Below are 14,784 nucleotides of genomic sequence, written 5' to 3'. Positions count from 1 at the left end.
CCCGCTGCAATTACTACTATCATCTTATGTTAGAGTAAGGCCACATAAATTATTCAGGTACTTTTTGAGAGGGTTTTTGTATTGGAAAACAACGTTGTAGTGGCAATCACGGGTGCAAGCGGGATGCTGTACGCCCGCAGGTTGCTGCATGTGCTGTGTGACAAGGGCATCCAGATACATCTAAGCGTATCGGAGGCCGCTTTCATTGTTATAGAACGGGAGCTGGGCCTTAAACTCGATATAGACGACCCCGACATAGACGCGCTCGTCGGGAGGCCAAACTGCCCCGTATGGTATTATAAGGTCACACAGCTGGACGCGCCCCTGGCCTCCGGAAACAGCTTCCCCTCCGGAGGTATGGTGATAGTGCCGTGCAGCATGAACACCCTCGGCGCCGTCGCATGCGGGCTGGCCACAAACCTTATCCAGCGCGCGGCCAGTGTCGCGCTGAAAGAGGGCCGTAAACTTGTCGTTGTACCCAGAGAGACACCGCTTACCGACATACATCTCGAAAACATGTTGAGGCTCTCAAGGTCGGGGGCCTGCGTGCTTCCCGCCATGCCCGGCCTCTACCACTATCCCAGGGGGCTCGATGATATCGTCGACTTTATGGCCGCAAAGATACTCGACACCCTCGATATAGAGCACGACCTCCTTATTCCCAGGGAAAAGGGCGCACCGCCCTACCTCAGACACGCACCGGGAAAGTAGGCGGGCGGTCGCCCAAACAGGGCAGGCGCAAGACCTGCCCCTACTCTACCACTACAACTTTAAAATCCCCATCAGGCGAAGAACGTGCCCGCACCCCTTTGCCGCTATGTTTTAGTTCTTGCCTAAGCTCCTAATTTCATTATAATTGCGAGAAATCAGAATTTGTTCTACAGGGGACACAATATGGACGAAAAGCAGGCAAAAACAGGCGGTAGAGGAATCGTCTTCTGGGCGGGTGCCTCTGTTGCCTTCTTTTTCTTTCTCTCCAGTCTTCTTCTCGTGTTAATGATAGTGAACAGCTTCGAGGCCTGGAGACCGCTGGTCAGCGGGAGACAGACGCTCGATCAGGAGTATATAGAGAAGGTGGTGGAAGGAAGCGGCGAGAAGAAGATTGTCATTGTATCCATCCAGGGCCTCATAACCACCGCATCCAACTCATTATTCGCGGGTGACGCGGGAACCGTAGAAGGTTTTAAGAAACAACTAAAACAAATCAAGAACGACGACAAGGTGGAGGCCGTCCTGCTGCTGATAGAAAGCCCCGGCGGGGGGATGACCGCCAGCGATATAATATATAATGAAATACTGGAATATAAGAAAGAGAAGAAGAAGAAGGTTGTGGTGTTAATGGGAGGCGTCGCGGCCTCAGGGGGGTATTACATCGCGGCGGCGGCGGATAAGATTCTCGCGCACCCCACCACCATAACCGGCAGCATAGGGGTAATACTACCCCTCATAAATATATCGGAACTCATCCAGAAATACGGCGTAGAAGACGACTCTATCACCTCCGGTGACATGAAGGACCTGGGCTCACCCACCCGGCCGATGCGTCCGGAGGAAAAGGCGGTACTGGAAGGTATAATACAACAACTGTATGAGAGATTTGTGGACGTTGTCGCCACCGGCAGGGACATGCCCGTAGATGAAGTGAAGAAACTCGCCGACGGAAGAATATACACCGCCCAGCAGGCCCTGGAGAGCGGACTGATAGATCAGTTGGGCTATCTCTCTGACGCCATAGAGGCCGCAAAGGAGTTGGCCGGGCTGGACGAGGCACTGGTTGTAAAATATGAGCGGAAATGGGGTCTGAGTGACCTGTTCAGCATCATGCAAGGTGTCACATCCCCCGGTGTACGCCGGCTTTTCGGGTGGCCGGAGACGGATACCCCAAGGCTTATGTACCTGTGGCTGCCGGGATTCACGCAAGACATCAGAACCCGTTAACGCAAAGCAACGCATGTAATGTCTGCCTTGGCACCTTCGTCAAACCGCATGGCCCTGAGTTATACAACATAATTTCCATCCCGAAAGCAGTAGCAAAGGAATCAACGGAGAGGCTGAAAGAGGCGCTGCCCGGAAAATCTTCCGGCAAGGATTAACCATGACCCTTAAGGTATACAACACACTTACCAGGGAAAAAGAGGAGTTCAAGCCGCTGCATCCGGGCATGGTCGGCATCTACGTGTGCGGCCCCACGGTCTACGACCATCCCCACCTGGGACACGCCAAGAGCTACGTCAGCTTCGACGTTATCGTCCGTTACCTACGGCACATGAAGTACAAGGTCCGGTACGTCCAGAACATTACAGACGTCGGCCACCTGACCGACAACGCCGACGAGGGTGAGGACAAGATAGAGGAACGGGCACGGCTTGAGCGCGTGGAGCCCATGGAACTGGTAGAGAAATACATGAAGAGTTATTTTGAGGACATGGACGCCCTTGGCGTGTTAAGGGCGGACATCGCGCCCCGGGCCACCGGACACATCCCCGAACAGATAGCGCTGGTGGAAAAGCTTCTGGAAAACGGGTTCGCGTATGAGGTCAGCGGCTCGGTGTATTTCGACGTCAACAAATTCAAACCCTACGGGAAGCTCTCCGGCAGGCGGCTCGAAGACCTCCAGACATCCGTGCGGATAGAACCCAACCCTGATAAGCGCTACCCGCTGGATTTCGCCCTGTGGAAGAGGGCCGAGGCAAACCACCTCATGCAGTGGAAAAGCCCCTGGGGATACGGTTTCCCGGGGTGGCACCTTGAGTGCTCGGCCATGTCAATGAAATATCTGGGCGAGACCTTCGACATCCACGGCGGCGGGCTTGAGAACGTGTTTCCCCACCACGAATGCGAGATAGCCCAGAGCGAGGCGGCAAACAAGAAACCCTTCGTAAGGTGCTGGATGCATAACAACATGGTCACCGTTGGCGGGCAGAAGATGGGCAAGTCCCTTGGCAACTTTATCACCCTGAAGGCCGCCTTCGCCGTGCATAACCCACTGGCGATACGGTTCTTCATACTGAACTCGCATTACCGCAGCCCGCTGGACTATACCGACGAGGCCCTGAACGCCGCCGCCACCGGACTTGAACACCTGCTCATACCGGTAACGGAGGTAAAGGAACGCCTGAGAGATGCAAAGGACACACCTCCGGAAGAGACCGTCCTGAAGAAGGTGGAGGAGTACAAAAAGCGGTTCCTGGCGGCCATGGACGACGACTTCAACACCGCGGAGGCACTTGGAGTGCTGTTCCAGTTCTCAAAGGAGGTGAACATCATCCTGAATTCGGGGCAGGAACTGGGCCAGAAGACGCTTCGGGAGATTGATTCCCTTTTTCATACCTTCGGGGGTGACGTCCTGGGAATAGTCACGGAAGAGCCTCAGCGTAAGACCGGGGGTGACACCAAGGAAGAGGGTCTCATTAACCTGCTGATAGAGACCAGGGAGGATCTGCGCAAGGCCAAACAGTTCCAGCTGGCAGACGATGTTAGAAATAAGCTCGGCGAGCTTGGCGTCATCCTGGAAGACACGGCTGGAGGTGTAAAGTGGAGAAGAAAGCTTTAAGTGTCTCTGCACGATATGTAGAGTAGGGGCTGCCACGCTACATAAAAACCTGGGGGTGCCGCAGGGCTGAAGCCCTGCGGTGAATAAACGTTTCCAAAATCTATTCCCAGGGCTAAAGTTAGCTAGAATGGTACGACCCTGGGCTGCCATACGGAAATATAGGGGCGGACAACAAACGAGCAAAAAATGGCTGGACAGACAGGCTGCCGGGTTGTCTAAACAAGCTTACCTGCCGGAAGCCCCGGCTGTTGCCATCTCCTTCTTAGGGACCTTCTCCCAGTCCGCCAGGAACTGCTTGATGCCCGCGTCGGTGAGTGGATGCTGAACCAGCTTGTTGAAGACCGCAAACGGTATGGTGGCTACGTCGGCGCCCATAAGCGCTGCGTCACGCACGTGCATGGGGTGACGAATGCTGGCCACGATGATCTCGGTCTTAAACCCGTAATTGTCGTAAATGGTGCGTATCTCTTCTATCAGGGCCATCCCGTTCTGGCCCTTGTCGTCCAGCCGTCCCACGAACGGGCTTACGTAGGTCGCCCCCGCCTTTGCGGCGAGAAGCGCCTGGTTGGATGAGAAGCACAGGGTCATGTTGACCTTTATCCCTTCTCCTGTCACCTGTTTCGTGGCCTTCAGGCCGTCCGGGGTGAGGGGAATTTTTATTACGGCGTTATCTGCAATCTTCGCAAGCCCTCTTGCTTCCTCGACCATCTCATCCACCTTGAGGCTGACAGCCTCAAGACTTACCGGGCCGTCAACAATGGAACATATCTCCTCAACCACCTCCATAAACGGCCTGCCGGTCTTTGAAATGAGTGTCGGGTTTGTGGTTACACCGTCCAGAATGCCGAGGCTGTTGGCCTCTTTTATCTCTTTTACATCCGCGGTGTCTATGAAAAACTTCATGTTTCGCTTCTCCTATATTGTATCTATTTGCATAGTTTGAATATCAGTTTCTCAAGGATAATCTTATTGTTACCGGCCCCGGTCTTCCCCTCAAGGTCGGCTTCCAGCAGTAACTGGTAGTCCCGCTCAAGGTCTTCCTCAGAAAACAACCTGGTTTGTTCCACCAGGTCATCAACGTATCGCCTGGGGACACGCAGGCTGTAAGTAAGCGCCTCCCTGTCTCCACCGTCGTCCAGGATGCGCCTCGCACGCCAGAGCCTCCCTATCTGCCACCTGAGAGGGGGGATTATTTTCACTATCTCCTCCCCGGAGCCCGCCAAACTTAAAAACTGGCCAAGGATTCTCAGGGCCTTCGGGAAATCCTTTCGGGCCACCGCACCCGTGAGCTCAAAGACGTCGCGCTGGCGGTCCGTGCCCACCAGCCCCTCCACGTCCTCGGGCTTTATCTCCTGCCGCCTGCCCACCGATATGGCGAGCTTCTCCACGTGTCCGGCCAGCAGGGACAGGCTGTTACCTACATTTTCGGCCAAGATGTTACAGGCGTCAAGGGTTATCTGCTTCCCACACGACTTTGCCCTGTCCACTATCCAGGACGGAAGCCGCGCATCTTGAATCTTTTCACATGCAACAGCCCCGCCCATCCGCTTGAGTTTATTGTAGAACGACGTCCGCCTGTCCAGTTCATCACAAACGAGCACCAGACAGCCGAAGGGGGAAGGAGACTCCATATACTTGATGAGCTGGTCACGGCTGCGGGCCACCAGCCTGTCCGCCCCATGAACCACTACCAGCCTTTTCCCCTCGGAACCAAAAAAAGGCAACGTCTCCAGTTCTTCTACAACCGCAGGAAAGGAGGTCTCCGGACCCTCTATCTCTATAAGGGAGACCCCGGCATCCTCCTTCACCAGGACACGAGACCGAATTAACGAGACCGCCTCGTGTCTGAAGAACTCTTCCTCCCCATAGACTGCGTAGACGGGTAAGAGTTCGGCCTTTTCAAACGATTGGCTAAAACGGGAAAAGTCCATCACACCGGTTTGAGTTTGGGACGACGGCCCTTCTTAAAACTTTTAACTAGCCTTCGAAATACCATTGAAAGTCCAGATTAATAAACTCGTCGTCTATACCGCGGGGAAATCTGTCTATGAGGACCGTCTCAATAGCTCCCTTGATAAGCGCTGCCAGTACCGGATTGCCTGCGTTTTCGACGATTCTGGCATTGCTGACAATCCCGGAACGGTTTATCCTGGCGTCAATTATTATGGGAAGATCGTTGAAGGTCTTGTAATTTATCCCATCTACGTCGTTGTACAAGAAATTCCAGTGTAATTTAACCCTGTCACGTATCTGCTTGTAATAGGCCGCATACGGGCCTGTTTGCAGCATGTGGGTCATATGGGCCTCCTTGGCCCTTTTATATATACTGGAATTGGACTTGTTTGCCGGGCCTTTGGCCCGCTGCTCAGGACCCCTTGCGTAATAGATGACCGTAAACAAGGGGGCTCCTTCAAAAACGGCGACTCCCTGCTCAACAACGGTAACATCCCTTTCCTTTATAACCGTTGTTTCTTTCACTATCACCTCAGGGCGGGAAATTAAAGCCTCTTCGGGCCTCTCCAGGCCGCTTGATCTGCCCTTCACCTCCTTGCCGGAAGCGGTGTATTTGAAGCGTTCTGCGTCCGGGGTTGATTTAAAGGGGTTAAGAAAACACCCCAGGGGAAATGTAATTAAAAACCCTAAGAGAATCAAAAATAGTGGTCTCATTTCGCCGCCTCTGTAAAGGGAGCTCAATAGATAGATAAACTTTTTGTCTCTCAAACGAGTTTTATCGTACTCCAGATTGAAACCTCTTTAGAACCGCCGTTCCTGCCATTTTGGCCTCTTCAGGAGCCCATTTATTACAGATTGTTACAGACGGCCTTGCCGGTTATCCCCCTCTAACCCAAACCGCATAAGCCAGATAGAAGAATTTTATCTCCTTCAGGCAACGTGTCAAGTCTTTTATAATGATTTACTTCACCACTATATTGACAAGCTTATGCGGAACAGAGATGACCTTTATCACCTTCTTACCGTTAAGAAACTCTTTTACCCTCTCATCGTCCAGGGCCATTGCCTTTATTTCCTCCTCCCCGGTATCGGGAGATACGGTAAGCCTGCTGCGCACCTTGCCGTTGACCTGTAATACTATCTCCAGTTGTTCCTCCTGTACGGCGCTGTCGTCGTAGGACGGCCATCCATGACGGAAGATGCCGCGGTCGTTGCCGAGCGTCTCCCACATCTCCTCGCACACGTGGGGCACAAACGGAGAAAGCAGGAGCATAATACTCTCCAGGGAGTGACGGAGAACCTGCCTGGAGACAGGGTCGCCGGCCTCAAATCTCTCCACCTGATTAAACAACTCCATGACGGCCGCAATGGCCGTGTTAAAGTGCCATGAGCCCTCAATGTCCTCGGTCACCTCTTTTATGACCCTGTTGGTGGCCCTGTAAATACGTCTTGACTCGTCAGGGAGTGAGGCAACGTCTCCTTCCCACACCTCCACGTGTCTCAACTCGTCTGCGTGCCTTGCAACCTTCTGCCACAACCGCGTCAGAAAGCGGAATCCGCCTATTACGGCCCTGTCCGTCCACTCCGCGTCCCTCTCCGGTGGCCCTATAAACAGCAGATAAAGTCTCAGGGTGTCGGCGCCGTATCTCTCTATAATCGCCTCCGGGCTGACCACGTTGCCCTTTGACTTCGACATCTTCGCGCCGCCCTTAATTATCATGCCCTGCGTAAACAGGTTCTGGAAGGGTTCCTGAAAACTTACAAGACCGAGGTCGCAGAGAACCTTTGTGATGAACCGTGAATAAAGGAGATGCAGTATGGCGTGCTCCACCCCGCCTATGTACTGGTCTACCGGAAGCCACCTGTTCACCGTCTCCGGGTCAAAGGCCCTCTTATCGTCCCGGGGAGAAAGGTACCGGAGATAGTACCATGAAGAGTCCACAAACGTGTCCATGGTATCCGTCTCCCTGCGGGCGCTTCCGCCGCACTTCGGGCACTTTGCGTTCACAAATTCCTTGTCCCTGACCAGCGGACTCCCCTTCGCCGAGCTTAAATCCTTAATCTCGGGCAATAACACCGGCAGTTCCGCCTCCGGGACGGGCAGATGGCCGCACTCCTTGCAATAAATTATCGGGATGGGCGCCCCCCAGTACCTCTGGCGCGAGATGAGCCAGTCCCTGAGTTTATAGCTTACCGTGCCGGCGCCTTTATTCATGTGTTCCAGATATTCGGTTATCTTCTCCATCGCCTCCCTGTTGGGCAGCCCGTCAAACTGCCCGGAATTTACCTGCACCCCGTCGTCCGTGAATGCCTCTTTCATGGCGGCAGGGTCAAGGTTCTTGCCTTCGGGCTGGATGACCACTTTTATGGGCAGGTCGTACTGCCGCGCGAACCCAAAATCCCTCTGGTCATGGGCAGGCACGGACATCACCGCCCCGGTGCCGTACTCCATAAGCACGTAGTCGGCGACCCATAGCGGTATTTTCTCATTATTCACCGGGTTTATCACGTAGTGGCCGGTAAAAATACCCTCCTTCCGGGTATCCGCGGCGGAACGCTCAATAATGCTCTCGTTCCTCGCCTTCTCGACAAACTCCAAGATCTCCTCCCGGCGTTTATTGCCTTCCACCAGCGTTTTGATAATCGGGTGTTCAGGGGCCAGTACCATGAAGGTCGCCCCGCAAAGTGTGTCAGGCCGGGTGGTGAAACAGCGGAGGCGGATGTCTAGACCTTTATGCTCATAAGAGTACCGCATCTTATCTCCGTGTCCATAAATTGTCGTTCCGGTGGGAATATCTTTGCCCTCTATCCTGAAATCGACCCTGGTGCCCTCGCTCCTGCCTATCCAGTTCCGCTGCATGAGCTTGACCCTTTCAGGCCAGTGCTCGAGCTGCTCCAGGTCATCGAGAAGTTTTTGGGCGTAATCGGTTATCTTGAAGAACCACTGCTCCAAATCCTTCTGCACGACAGCGTCGTCACAGCGTTCGCAGCGGCCGTCCAGCACCTGCTCGTTCGCCAGCACCGTGGAGCAGGAGGGACACCAGTTCACCGACGCCTTCTTCTTATAGGCAAGGCCCTTCTCGTACAGCTTGAGGAATATCCACTGGGTCCACTTGTAATAGTCCGGGTTACTGGCCGCTATCTCTCTGGTCCAATCGTAGCCCGTACCCCAGCTAAAGAGCTGCTCCTTCATGGCGACGATATTTTTGGATGTAAATACGGCGGGGGCTGTTTTTTCCTTTATAGCCGCGTTTTCGGCGGGCAGTCCGAAGGCGTCCCAGCCCATCGGCGAGAGGACGTTAAAGCCCCTCATCAGCTTGTAGCGCACCACAACGTCCCCGATGACGTAGTTCCGGGCGTGACCGACGTGGAGCGTACCGGAGGGATAGGGGAACATTACCAGGCAGTAGAATTTCTGCCTGGTGGAGTCCTCCTGCATACGGAAGAGCCCGCAATCCTCCCAATACTCACGCCATTTGGGCTCCAGTTCAGAGAAGTTATACGCGTTCTTTCGCATGATAGTTGGTGGGACCAGATTGCCGTAACGCATAATATCATAACGCACTTGCACTTCAAATAAAAAACTTGACACACCCGCGGTATGGATTATAAGTTAGACGTACAGGTTACGGACCGAGCCAGGTCTTAACCTCATCCACTTGATTTGAAGATCCTGCTGTTGAAGTGGGGGATTAGCTCAGTTGGGAGAGCGCTTGAATGGCATTCAAGAGGTCGAGGGTTCGACTCCCTTATCCTCCACCATATTATCACCATTGTATTTATGATTATCACCTTGCCATTAAATAGCTTACACAAAACATCGTTGCGCTACGTTTCCCCACCATCGGCCACATTTAGCACCCTTTGACCAGTTACAATCTGGTTACACGGTGACAGATTGGTTACGAACCGAGCCAGTTCTGCGCCAGACGCGCTGTGTCGCCGCATGGGGCCACGCGCTTGCCCGACCCTAGCCAAACCACCACGAGGGGCATGTAATGCCCTTAAATCGCATCTGGGAGCACCGTTCCCTGGCCGGGAAAGGGAGAGGGGCAGTGAAAGGCGGAAGGCTAGACCACCTTCCACTGCCGGGCGGCGGGATGAAAAGCCTGTTCAATCATATCCAGGACCTTCTGCGGTTCGTAGTCCTTGCAGGAGTACAGCAACAGGGTCATAAAACCTTCCCCCTGCTCTGGCCAGGTATGCAGTTGTAAGGCGGATTCTTTCATCGGAGCCACAACGGTTGTGCCTGAGAGCGCTCCTACATCTGCGTAGCGTATAACCGGGTCTCCGAGAGGGGTCATGTCTATGGCCTTTATCAAGGACAGGGAAAACGCCAGTAAATCATCCCCCGGAGGATCGCCGATACCCACGCACTCGACGAACATTATTCTATGGAACATTGCAGGGAATTCCATTGTGTAACGTTACTCCTTAATCCCCAACTCCTGAAGCAACTTCTCTTTCGCGTATTCCAAGACATCCGCAGCGATAATCTGGTCAGAACTTTTATCCCTATACTTATCGCGAATGGCTTTCATACGCTTTTCCTTGCCACCTTTGTCATTTATTTAAGGCATCCTCTCCTTAACCATATCCCTGAAAGCCCCTTTAACCATTGAATCTTTAGCCTCCATAGCCTCAATAAAGGGTGCCCATTCGTCGAGTTTAGCTTCTTTTCTTTTATCTACTGCATCCATATTCACTTCAGTTCTTGCCGTACCATCTGGCACGATAACAACTTTATGCCCCTCTGGAATGTTGGCCACTTCAGCCCAACTGTAATCACTTAGAACACCGCCGCACTCACTGTTGACAATGTTAAGCATCTCTACAAATACTGGTTGTTTACCCCTCGCCGTTCCAACTACAGCCTTATCTGAAATTCGATAAATAATTTTTATGCCCATACGATTGCCTCACAAGTAATGTCCACTCCAGAATTGTATTTAGTCCACCCGATGGTAAAGCCGTCTGCGTCTAGAGAAACTAAACCCCCAAACATATCATTGCCTGCACTACTGCCAATGCGGATAATAGTTCCTGTCTGGATTTGGAAATCGGTTGCCCCTTTCTGGTTCAAACACGCATCCAAGTCTGAATCATCACCCATGCCCCAAGATGCTCGACTGCCATCACTCGCAAATACGATTACCCCTTTAGGTGCGAAGCCTGCTCCAGTAACTACCTGATTTCCCGACCCGGCGGCGGCAGTCCTAGTAAATTCTATTCTGGTTGTCTTACCGCCTCCAACAGCTTTATTCTGCAAAAACGGCCTTGCATCTTTGCTGATATAACCATTCGTGCTGTCGTCTGTGTCCTTGATACTGGTAGCTCCCACACGGAGATATATTTCACATATAGGAACTTTGTCATCGGGATAAGTGGGAGCGACAGGAGAGGCTGCTTCTGTACCAGTCGTGACACCAACCACTCCGTCATCTCCAATATGTACAAGGTCGATGCGAGGGTCACTACTGGGGGCTGTTACTGTAGGCGAACTCCCACCTGCGTAACTTACTATACCACTATTGTCTGACTTAAAAATAATCCCCGCCTCAACCAAAACCGTCATGTCGGGCGTAGATTGTTCGCGGGCATATAGCCAGGAGATAACAGTGTCTCTCATAGCTTCAAATGCTGCTTTCAGATGGTCTTCTGTACGGACTGGCTCGTTTGTCATATAATCTTTTGGTGGAAGTACCATTTTATTTATCTCCTCTATTCATCTGTCTGAGGGCATCTTCTTTTGTAATGGGTGGTTTCCCCATCGCGGCCCTCAATTCATTGAATTCTTTCAAAAATAAATCCAAAGTTATAGGCTGCTGACCCTCACTAGCCTTTCTCTGTTCATCCTTTTCCGCCTTTTCTTTCGTGGTTTCAGCATCGATTATTTTCTGAGGCTTTCGTCGCAATGAAATTCCAGTGGGGCCAAGAGGCTTGATATGCCAACTACTTTGTTCTCCTAATATTGGATGGTCGTTAGGAACCTCAATCAGGTTTTCCCCCTCTTGAATATTAAGCTCCAAATCAGAATCTTTTGTAACCTGAACAATGCCTAATATCACATTATCTGAATTGTATCTGATGCCTGTTTTCATTTTTTCCTATTAAGGACTAGCATCCTTCTGTGCGAAGGAAATGTATATTGTCCATTACTGGTCAGCGCAGTCATAGTAAGTTTATATGTTTGAGTTCCAGCTGGTGAAGAATCCTTCCCAATTAACGTCATAGCACCAAGCACATTGGTGGTGTAGCCAGTATAATCAAGCTCGGGACCAGAGAGACTATCTTTGCGTAATCTAATATGTCCAAAATCGCCAGCACCAACCACACGTATTCTTAATTTGCCAAACACTAACACTGTTCCACCGTTCGTACTCATAGTGATTGTCCCTACTTCTGTTTCTACATCTACCCCTCCCAAAGCTACATCAGCATCCAATGAAAATGAACTATCTACTGTAACAGCTTCGTTCGCAATCTGCAGAGTGCCGACCTGGAGATAATCAATTTTTGCCTGTGTGACAGCCAAATTCTTCATCTGTGCAGTACCTATAAGGGCATTGGCTATTTGAATTGCCTGAGTAATGACCGCCGTCGAGACGTCCAAATGTCCAGCCTTTATAATATTTGCCGCAAGGTTATCCGCCTGCATTTTATAGGCTTGTATTACACCGGAATACATCTCTGCGGCCCGGAGTACCCCTACCAACTTTCCTGCGGCTCTCAAAGCGTCAAGGTCAACCGTATCAAACACGTCTGTTCCGACTCCAAAAGTGGCCGCTGAAACTCCGGCAGTCCAGCCACTGAAAACACCGGAACGATTGAGGGCGCGGATTCTATAATATTTTGCGGTGCCCTTGGCCAACTGTTCATCCACATAAGTCAGGCTAAGAGGTCTGCTTATAGTGGTTACGGCAGTTGTAAAACCTGGGTCATCGGCCCTCTGTATTTCGTAGCCCGCTATATCATTCTCCGGATTTACATTCCACGAAAGACCTATGGCTGTGATAAAAGGAATCGCGGTTAAGCCCGTAGGTATGGAAGGGCTGCCTGTCTTACCGATAACGGTATGATCCGTCACAGTCGCCCAACTACCCTTGACGCCAGCATTGTTTATCGCTCTCACCCGAACATCGTATTTCACGCCGTCCTGCACGCCTGCAATGTGTGAAAAGGAAACGTCTCCCGGGAGTATGGCTGCGGTGCTATAGCTGGAGTCTGCCGATTTCTTAAACTGTATTTCATAGTTCCCGCCTGAGAGTACGAGCCAGTCAGGGACCAATGTCCACGAGACTTTTATCCGGCTTACGACCGTACCATCGCCTTGTTGCAGGAGCTGTGCCGCACCGCTTTCCAAGGCAAGATTTGTAGGCGTGGCAACAGTATAAGGGTCCGGCAATGTGGGTGTAGGTACTGCCGGAAGTGTCTGCTCCTCGCTACTGGACCACCCCCAGACCGTTGCAACCTCTTCCTGTAAAACAAGCTCAATACCCCCTTCTCGCATCAGCGTGCGCTTTAGCACCCGGAAGGTCTTTTCATTCCATCCCATTTTTGAATTAGATAATTTTATGACTTCCCAGGGTGACACCTCATAAGCGGTCATCTTCATGGGGGCGGTTATAACAATTCCCAGCCTGGACCTTTCCAGGTGTATTTTTGCAATGCGCTGCGTACAAGGACTGTTGCTCGTAAAAGGTAATTCTATGTCCTTATGTGCGCGCAAACCGCCGTCTTGCGCTTCATAGGCGGTGCTAGTCACTGCCGGAAAATCAGTCAGTTGATAATCCTCGTCTTCATCTATATACCTTCCACGAACTGCATTAAAACTGTTTCGTTTATCAATCTTAGTTTGTACTGTTATTGGACCTATCAGGTCATCTTCATTAAAAGTCTTTGTGTTCGGCGTGGACCAGGCACCGGCATAGCCCCTATATTTTCCCTGTCTGAACAATGCGAACCCCACTGACGCGGTCAATAAATCAGTCATTATGTCTATAGGCCGGTTATCAAGGGTGAAGCTCCCATTACAGGTATAACGTTTTTGGGTGCCGCCTCCGTCAAGAGGGACGTCCTCATCGCAGATGTTTGCAGTAGCAATCCAGGAGGCCGTGTCTATTTTACTCTGTGGCGCCTCGATTCCGAAATCAGCCTTGATGTAATCACGCTGACAGAGAGCGGCATTGTTTGAGTACACCGTCTGGCCGGTGCGTGGGTCATAGACCTTTCGGCCCTGCACTTTAAACTTAAAATTAGGCAATCCGTTTATCCATACATCGGCATCCACTCTGAGCCGCACATAGGCGTAGGCTAGGCCCCTCAATCTGTGGTCAGTTGTCCAATCAAATACTTCACTGACAAGGTCCGCATCCGCAGCTTGATTATCATCGCCAAGATGCAGCTTTATACGTAAGGAGTCTGAGAATCTTGCATTCGTTGAAAGAGTGTCCCCGACCCAGACATCACTGATAGCAGAGAGCTCATGTCCGGCAAGGGCGATTACCAGATGCAGATATTCTTTATTCTGCACCTCATCGTCGCCGAATGCAGCTACTATAGGACCTGAGATAACCGTCTCTCCATAGACAATCCGTTGCGGCTCCGTGGAGGATCGTATCATTATCTTTCGGTCTCTTGCCGCCCTTGGAAGTGAGGAGCGGGTTGCAACTTCCTGCAGGTCTGGGGTCTTTGCCGGGGCGAGCTCTTCCTGTGCCAGGAGCCCAATACCTAACGTACCGCCAGCGAATGCAGCGCCTATGGCTGCCGCGGCAAGGGGAGAAGCAAGGCCACCTGATGCTACGGTCAGGCCTATACTTGCTCCTACTACGGCAGCTTTTGCAACATTCACTGGCATATCAGTTTGTTCTCCACGCTCTCTTAATGTCTGTAAGAGGATTGAATAGCAGGCCCTTTTCGCCCGGTGCGGTTATCCTGTCACCCACACAAATACCCGTCGTGTCCCCGAGCTCCGTCTGGAAAAGCACGACGTCCCCTCTCTGCGCCATAAGAGGAGGCACCTCTTGGAATCCATGGTCACTCATTGCTTTTTCAACTGCTTCCGCAACCCCACCGCCTGCATAATCTTTTATTACTCGATAAGCCGATTGCTTGTCTGTGTACGTTCGCAACCCTTTCATAACGTCCACGCCGGTAATGACAATGACAGCCATGGCCATGAAGGCACAACAGTCATGCATGGTGTACTCAAAGGGCTTGTCCTTAACACTCTCGACATATTCGTCCAATCGCTCTGGCCAGTCTTCTACTCTTTTCAT

13 protein-coding genes and 1 tRNA gene are annotated in these 14,784 nt (G+C 51.8%); 4 read left to right on the top strand and 10 right to left on the bottom strand.

Annotated features, from left to right (window positions below; all coding sequences use genetic code 11):
- Positions 1 to 81: 81 nt before the first annotated feature.
- From NOU37_09375 to cysS, 3 genes are all read left to right on the top strand, one after another.
- Positions 82 to 711, top strand: a complete 630-nt coding sequence (locus NOU37_09375; protein MCQ4575438.1) for a UbiX family flavin prenyltransferase — start codon at positions 82 to 84, stop codon at positions 709 to 711.
- Between the two features lie 183 nt (positions 712 to 894).
- The gene (sppA, locus tag NOU37_09370) at positions 895 to 1,938 is read left to right on the top strand and encodes a signal peptide peptidase SppA (protein MCQ4575437.1); all 1,044 of its coding nucleotides are present in this window, start codon (positions 895 to 897) and stop codon (positions 1,936 to 1,938) included.
- 157 nt (positions 1,939 to 2,095) lie between these two features.
- On the top strand, positions 2,096 to 3,553 hold the full coding sequence (gene cysS, locus NOU37_09365; GenBank protein MCQ4575436.1) for a cysteine--tRNA ligase: 1,458 nt from the start codon (positions 2,096 to 2,098) through the stop codon (positions 3,551 to 3,553).
- A gap of 225 nt (positions 3,554 to 3,778) precedes the next feature.
- Here the strand turns inward: cysS and fsa are convergent, their stop codons facing one another.
- The 4 genes from fsa to leuS all read right to left on the bottom strand — a co-directional run bounded on the left by fsa (position 3,779) and on the right by leuS (position 9,071).
- Positions 3,779 to 4,456 carry a fructose-6-phosphate aldolase gene (gene fsa / locus NOU37_09360; GenBank protein MCQ4575435.1) on the bottom strand — a complete coding sequence of 226 codons (678 nt, stop codon included), beginning with the start codon at positions 4,454 to 4,456 and terminating at the stop codon, positions 3,779 to 3,781.
- Between the two features lie 23 nt (positions 4,457 to 4,479).
- Entirely contained in the window at positions 4,480 to 5,484 is a 1,005-nt protein-coding gene (gene holA, locus NOU37_09355) for a DNA polymerase III subunit delta (protein ID MCQ4575434.1), read from the bottom strand.
- 46 nt (positions 5,485 to 5,530) lie between these two features.
- Positions 5,531 to 6,220: a hypothetical protein gene (locus tag NOU37_09350; GenBank protein MCQ4575433.1), complete on the bottom strand. Its 690-nt coding sequence runs from the start codon at positions 6,218 to 6,220 to the stop codon at positions 5,531 to 5,533.
- A 247-nt stretch (positions 6,221 to 6,467) separates the two neighbouring features.
- Positions 6,468 to 9,071 carry a leucine--tRNA ligase gene (gene leuS / locus NOU37_09345; GenBank protein MCQ4575432.1) on the bottom strand — a complete coding sequence of 868 codons (2,604 nt, stop codon included), beginning with the start codon at positions 9,069 to 9,071 and terminating at the stop codon, positions 6,468 to 6,470.
- Positions 9,072 to 9,192: 121 nt separating this feature from the next.
- Here leuS and NOU37_09340 point away from each other — a divergent pair.
- Positions 9,193 to 9,268, top strand: a tRNA-Ala gene (locus tag NOU37_09340).
- A gap of 308 nt (positions 9,269 to 9,576) precedes the next feature.
- Here the strand turns inward: NOU37_09340 and NOU37_09335 are convergent.
- The 6 genes from NOU37_09335 to NOU37_09310 form a co-directional block, all read right to left on the bottom strand.
- Positions 9,577 to 9,924: an S-adenosylmethionine decarboxylase gene (locus tag NOU37_09335; GenBank protein MCQ4575431.1), complete on the bottom strand. Its 348-nt coding sequence runs from the start codon at positions 9,922 to 9,924 to the stop codon at positions 9,577 to 9,579.
- Positions 9,925 to 10,077: 153 nt separating this feature from the next.
- On the bottom strand, positions 10,078 to 10,416 hold the full coding sequence (locus tag NOU37_09330) for a hypothetical protein (protein MCQ4575430.1): 339 nt from the start codon (positions 10,414 to 10,416) through the stop codon (positions 10,078 to 10,080).
- Positions 10,407 to 11,213: a hypothetical protein gene (locus NOU37_09325; protein MCQ4575429.1), complete on the bottom strand. Its 807-nt coding sequence runs from the start codon at positions 11,211 to 11,213 to the stop codon at positions 10,407 to 10,409. The genes NOU37_09330 and NOU37_09325 overlap by 10 nt, the downstream gene beginning before the upstream one ends.
- 1 nt (position 11,214) lies before the next feature.
- Positions 11,215 to 11,607, bottom strand: coding sequence for a hypothetical protein (locus tag NOU37_09320; GenBank protein MCQ4575428.1), 393 nt, complete (start codon positions 11,605 to 11,607; stop codon positions 11,215 to 11,217).
- On the bottom strand, positions 11,604 to 14,363 hold the full coding sequence (locus NOU37_09315; protein MCQ4575427.1) for a hypothetical protein: 2,760 nt from the start codon (positions 14,361 to 14,363) through the stop codon (positions 11,604 to 11,606). The genes NOU37_09320 and NOU37_09315 overlap by 4 nt, the downstream gene beginning before the upstream one ends.
- 1 nt (position 14,364) lies before the next feature.
- Positions 14,365 to 14,784, bottom strand: a complete 420-nt coding sequence (locus NOU37_09310; GenBank protein MCQ4575426.1) for a hypothetical protein — start codon at positions 14,782 to 14,784, stop codon at positions 14,365 to 14,367.

The sequence above is a fragment of the Candidatus Bathyanammoxibius amoris genome (assembly GCA_024451685.1).
Taxonomy (GTDB): Bacteria; Planctomycetota; Brocadiia; order Brocadiales; family Bathyanammoxibiaceae; genus Bathyanammoxibius; species Bathyanammoxibius amoris.
The sequence above is the reverse complement of the archived record's forward strand: the minus strand, read 5'-3'. Positions and strand labels throughout refer to the sequence as shown.

What these genes read in the sequence shown, in the direction of transcription:
- NOU37_09325 (MCQ4575429.1), bottom strand. Translation starts at nt 11,213, where the DNA reads ATGGTACTTCCACCAAAAGATTATATGACAAACGAGCCAGTCCGTACA.
- NOU37_09315 (MCQ4575427.1), bottom strand. Translation starts at nt 14,363, where the DNA reads ATGCCAGTGAATGTTGCAAAAGCTGCCGTAGTAGGAGCAAGTATAGGC.
- NOU37_09330 (MCQ4575430.1), bottom strand. Translation starts at nt 10,416, where the DNA reads ATGGGCATAAAAATTATTTATCGAATTTCAGATAAGGCTGTAGTTGGA.
- cysS (MCQ4575436.1), top strand. Translation starts at nt 2,096, where the DNA reads ATGACCCTTAAGGTATACAACACACTTACCAGGGAAAAAGAGGAGTTC.
- NOU37_09310 (MCQ4575426.1), bottom strand. Translation starts at nt 14,784, where the DNA reads ATGAAAAGAGTAGAAGACTGGCCAGAGCGATTGGACGAATATGTCGAG.
- fsa (MCQ4575435.1), bottom strand. Translation starts at nt 4,456, where the DNA reads ATGAAGTTTTTCATAGACACCGCGGATGTAAAAGAGATAAAAGAGGCC.
- NOU37_09350 (MCQ4575433.1), bottom strand. Translation starts at nt 6,220, where the DNA reads ATGAGACCACTATTTTTGATTCTCTTAGGGTTTTTAATTACATTTCCC.
- sppA (MCQ4575437.1), top strand. Translation starts at nt 895, where the DNA reads ATGGACGAAAAGCAGGCAAAAACAGGCGGTAGAGGAATCGTCTTCTGG.
- NOU37_09320 (MCQ4575428.1), bottom strand. Translation starts at nt 11,607, where the DNA reads ATGAAAACAGGCATCAGATACAATTCAGATAATGTGATATTAGGCATT.
- holA (MCQ4575434.1), bottom strand. Translation starts at nt 5,484, where the DNA reads ATGGACTTTTCCCGTTTTAGCCAATCGTTTGAAAAGGCCGAACTCTTA.
- NOU37_09335 (MCQ4575431.1), bottom strand. Translation starts at nt 9,924, where the DNA reads ATGGAATTCCCTGCAATGTTCCATAGAATAATGTTCGTCGAGTGCGTG.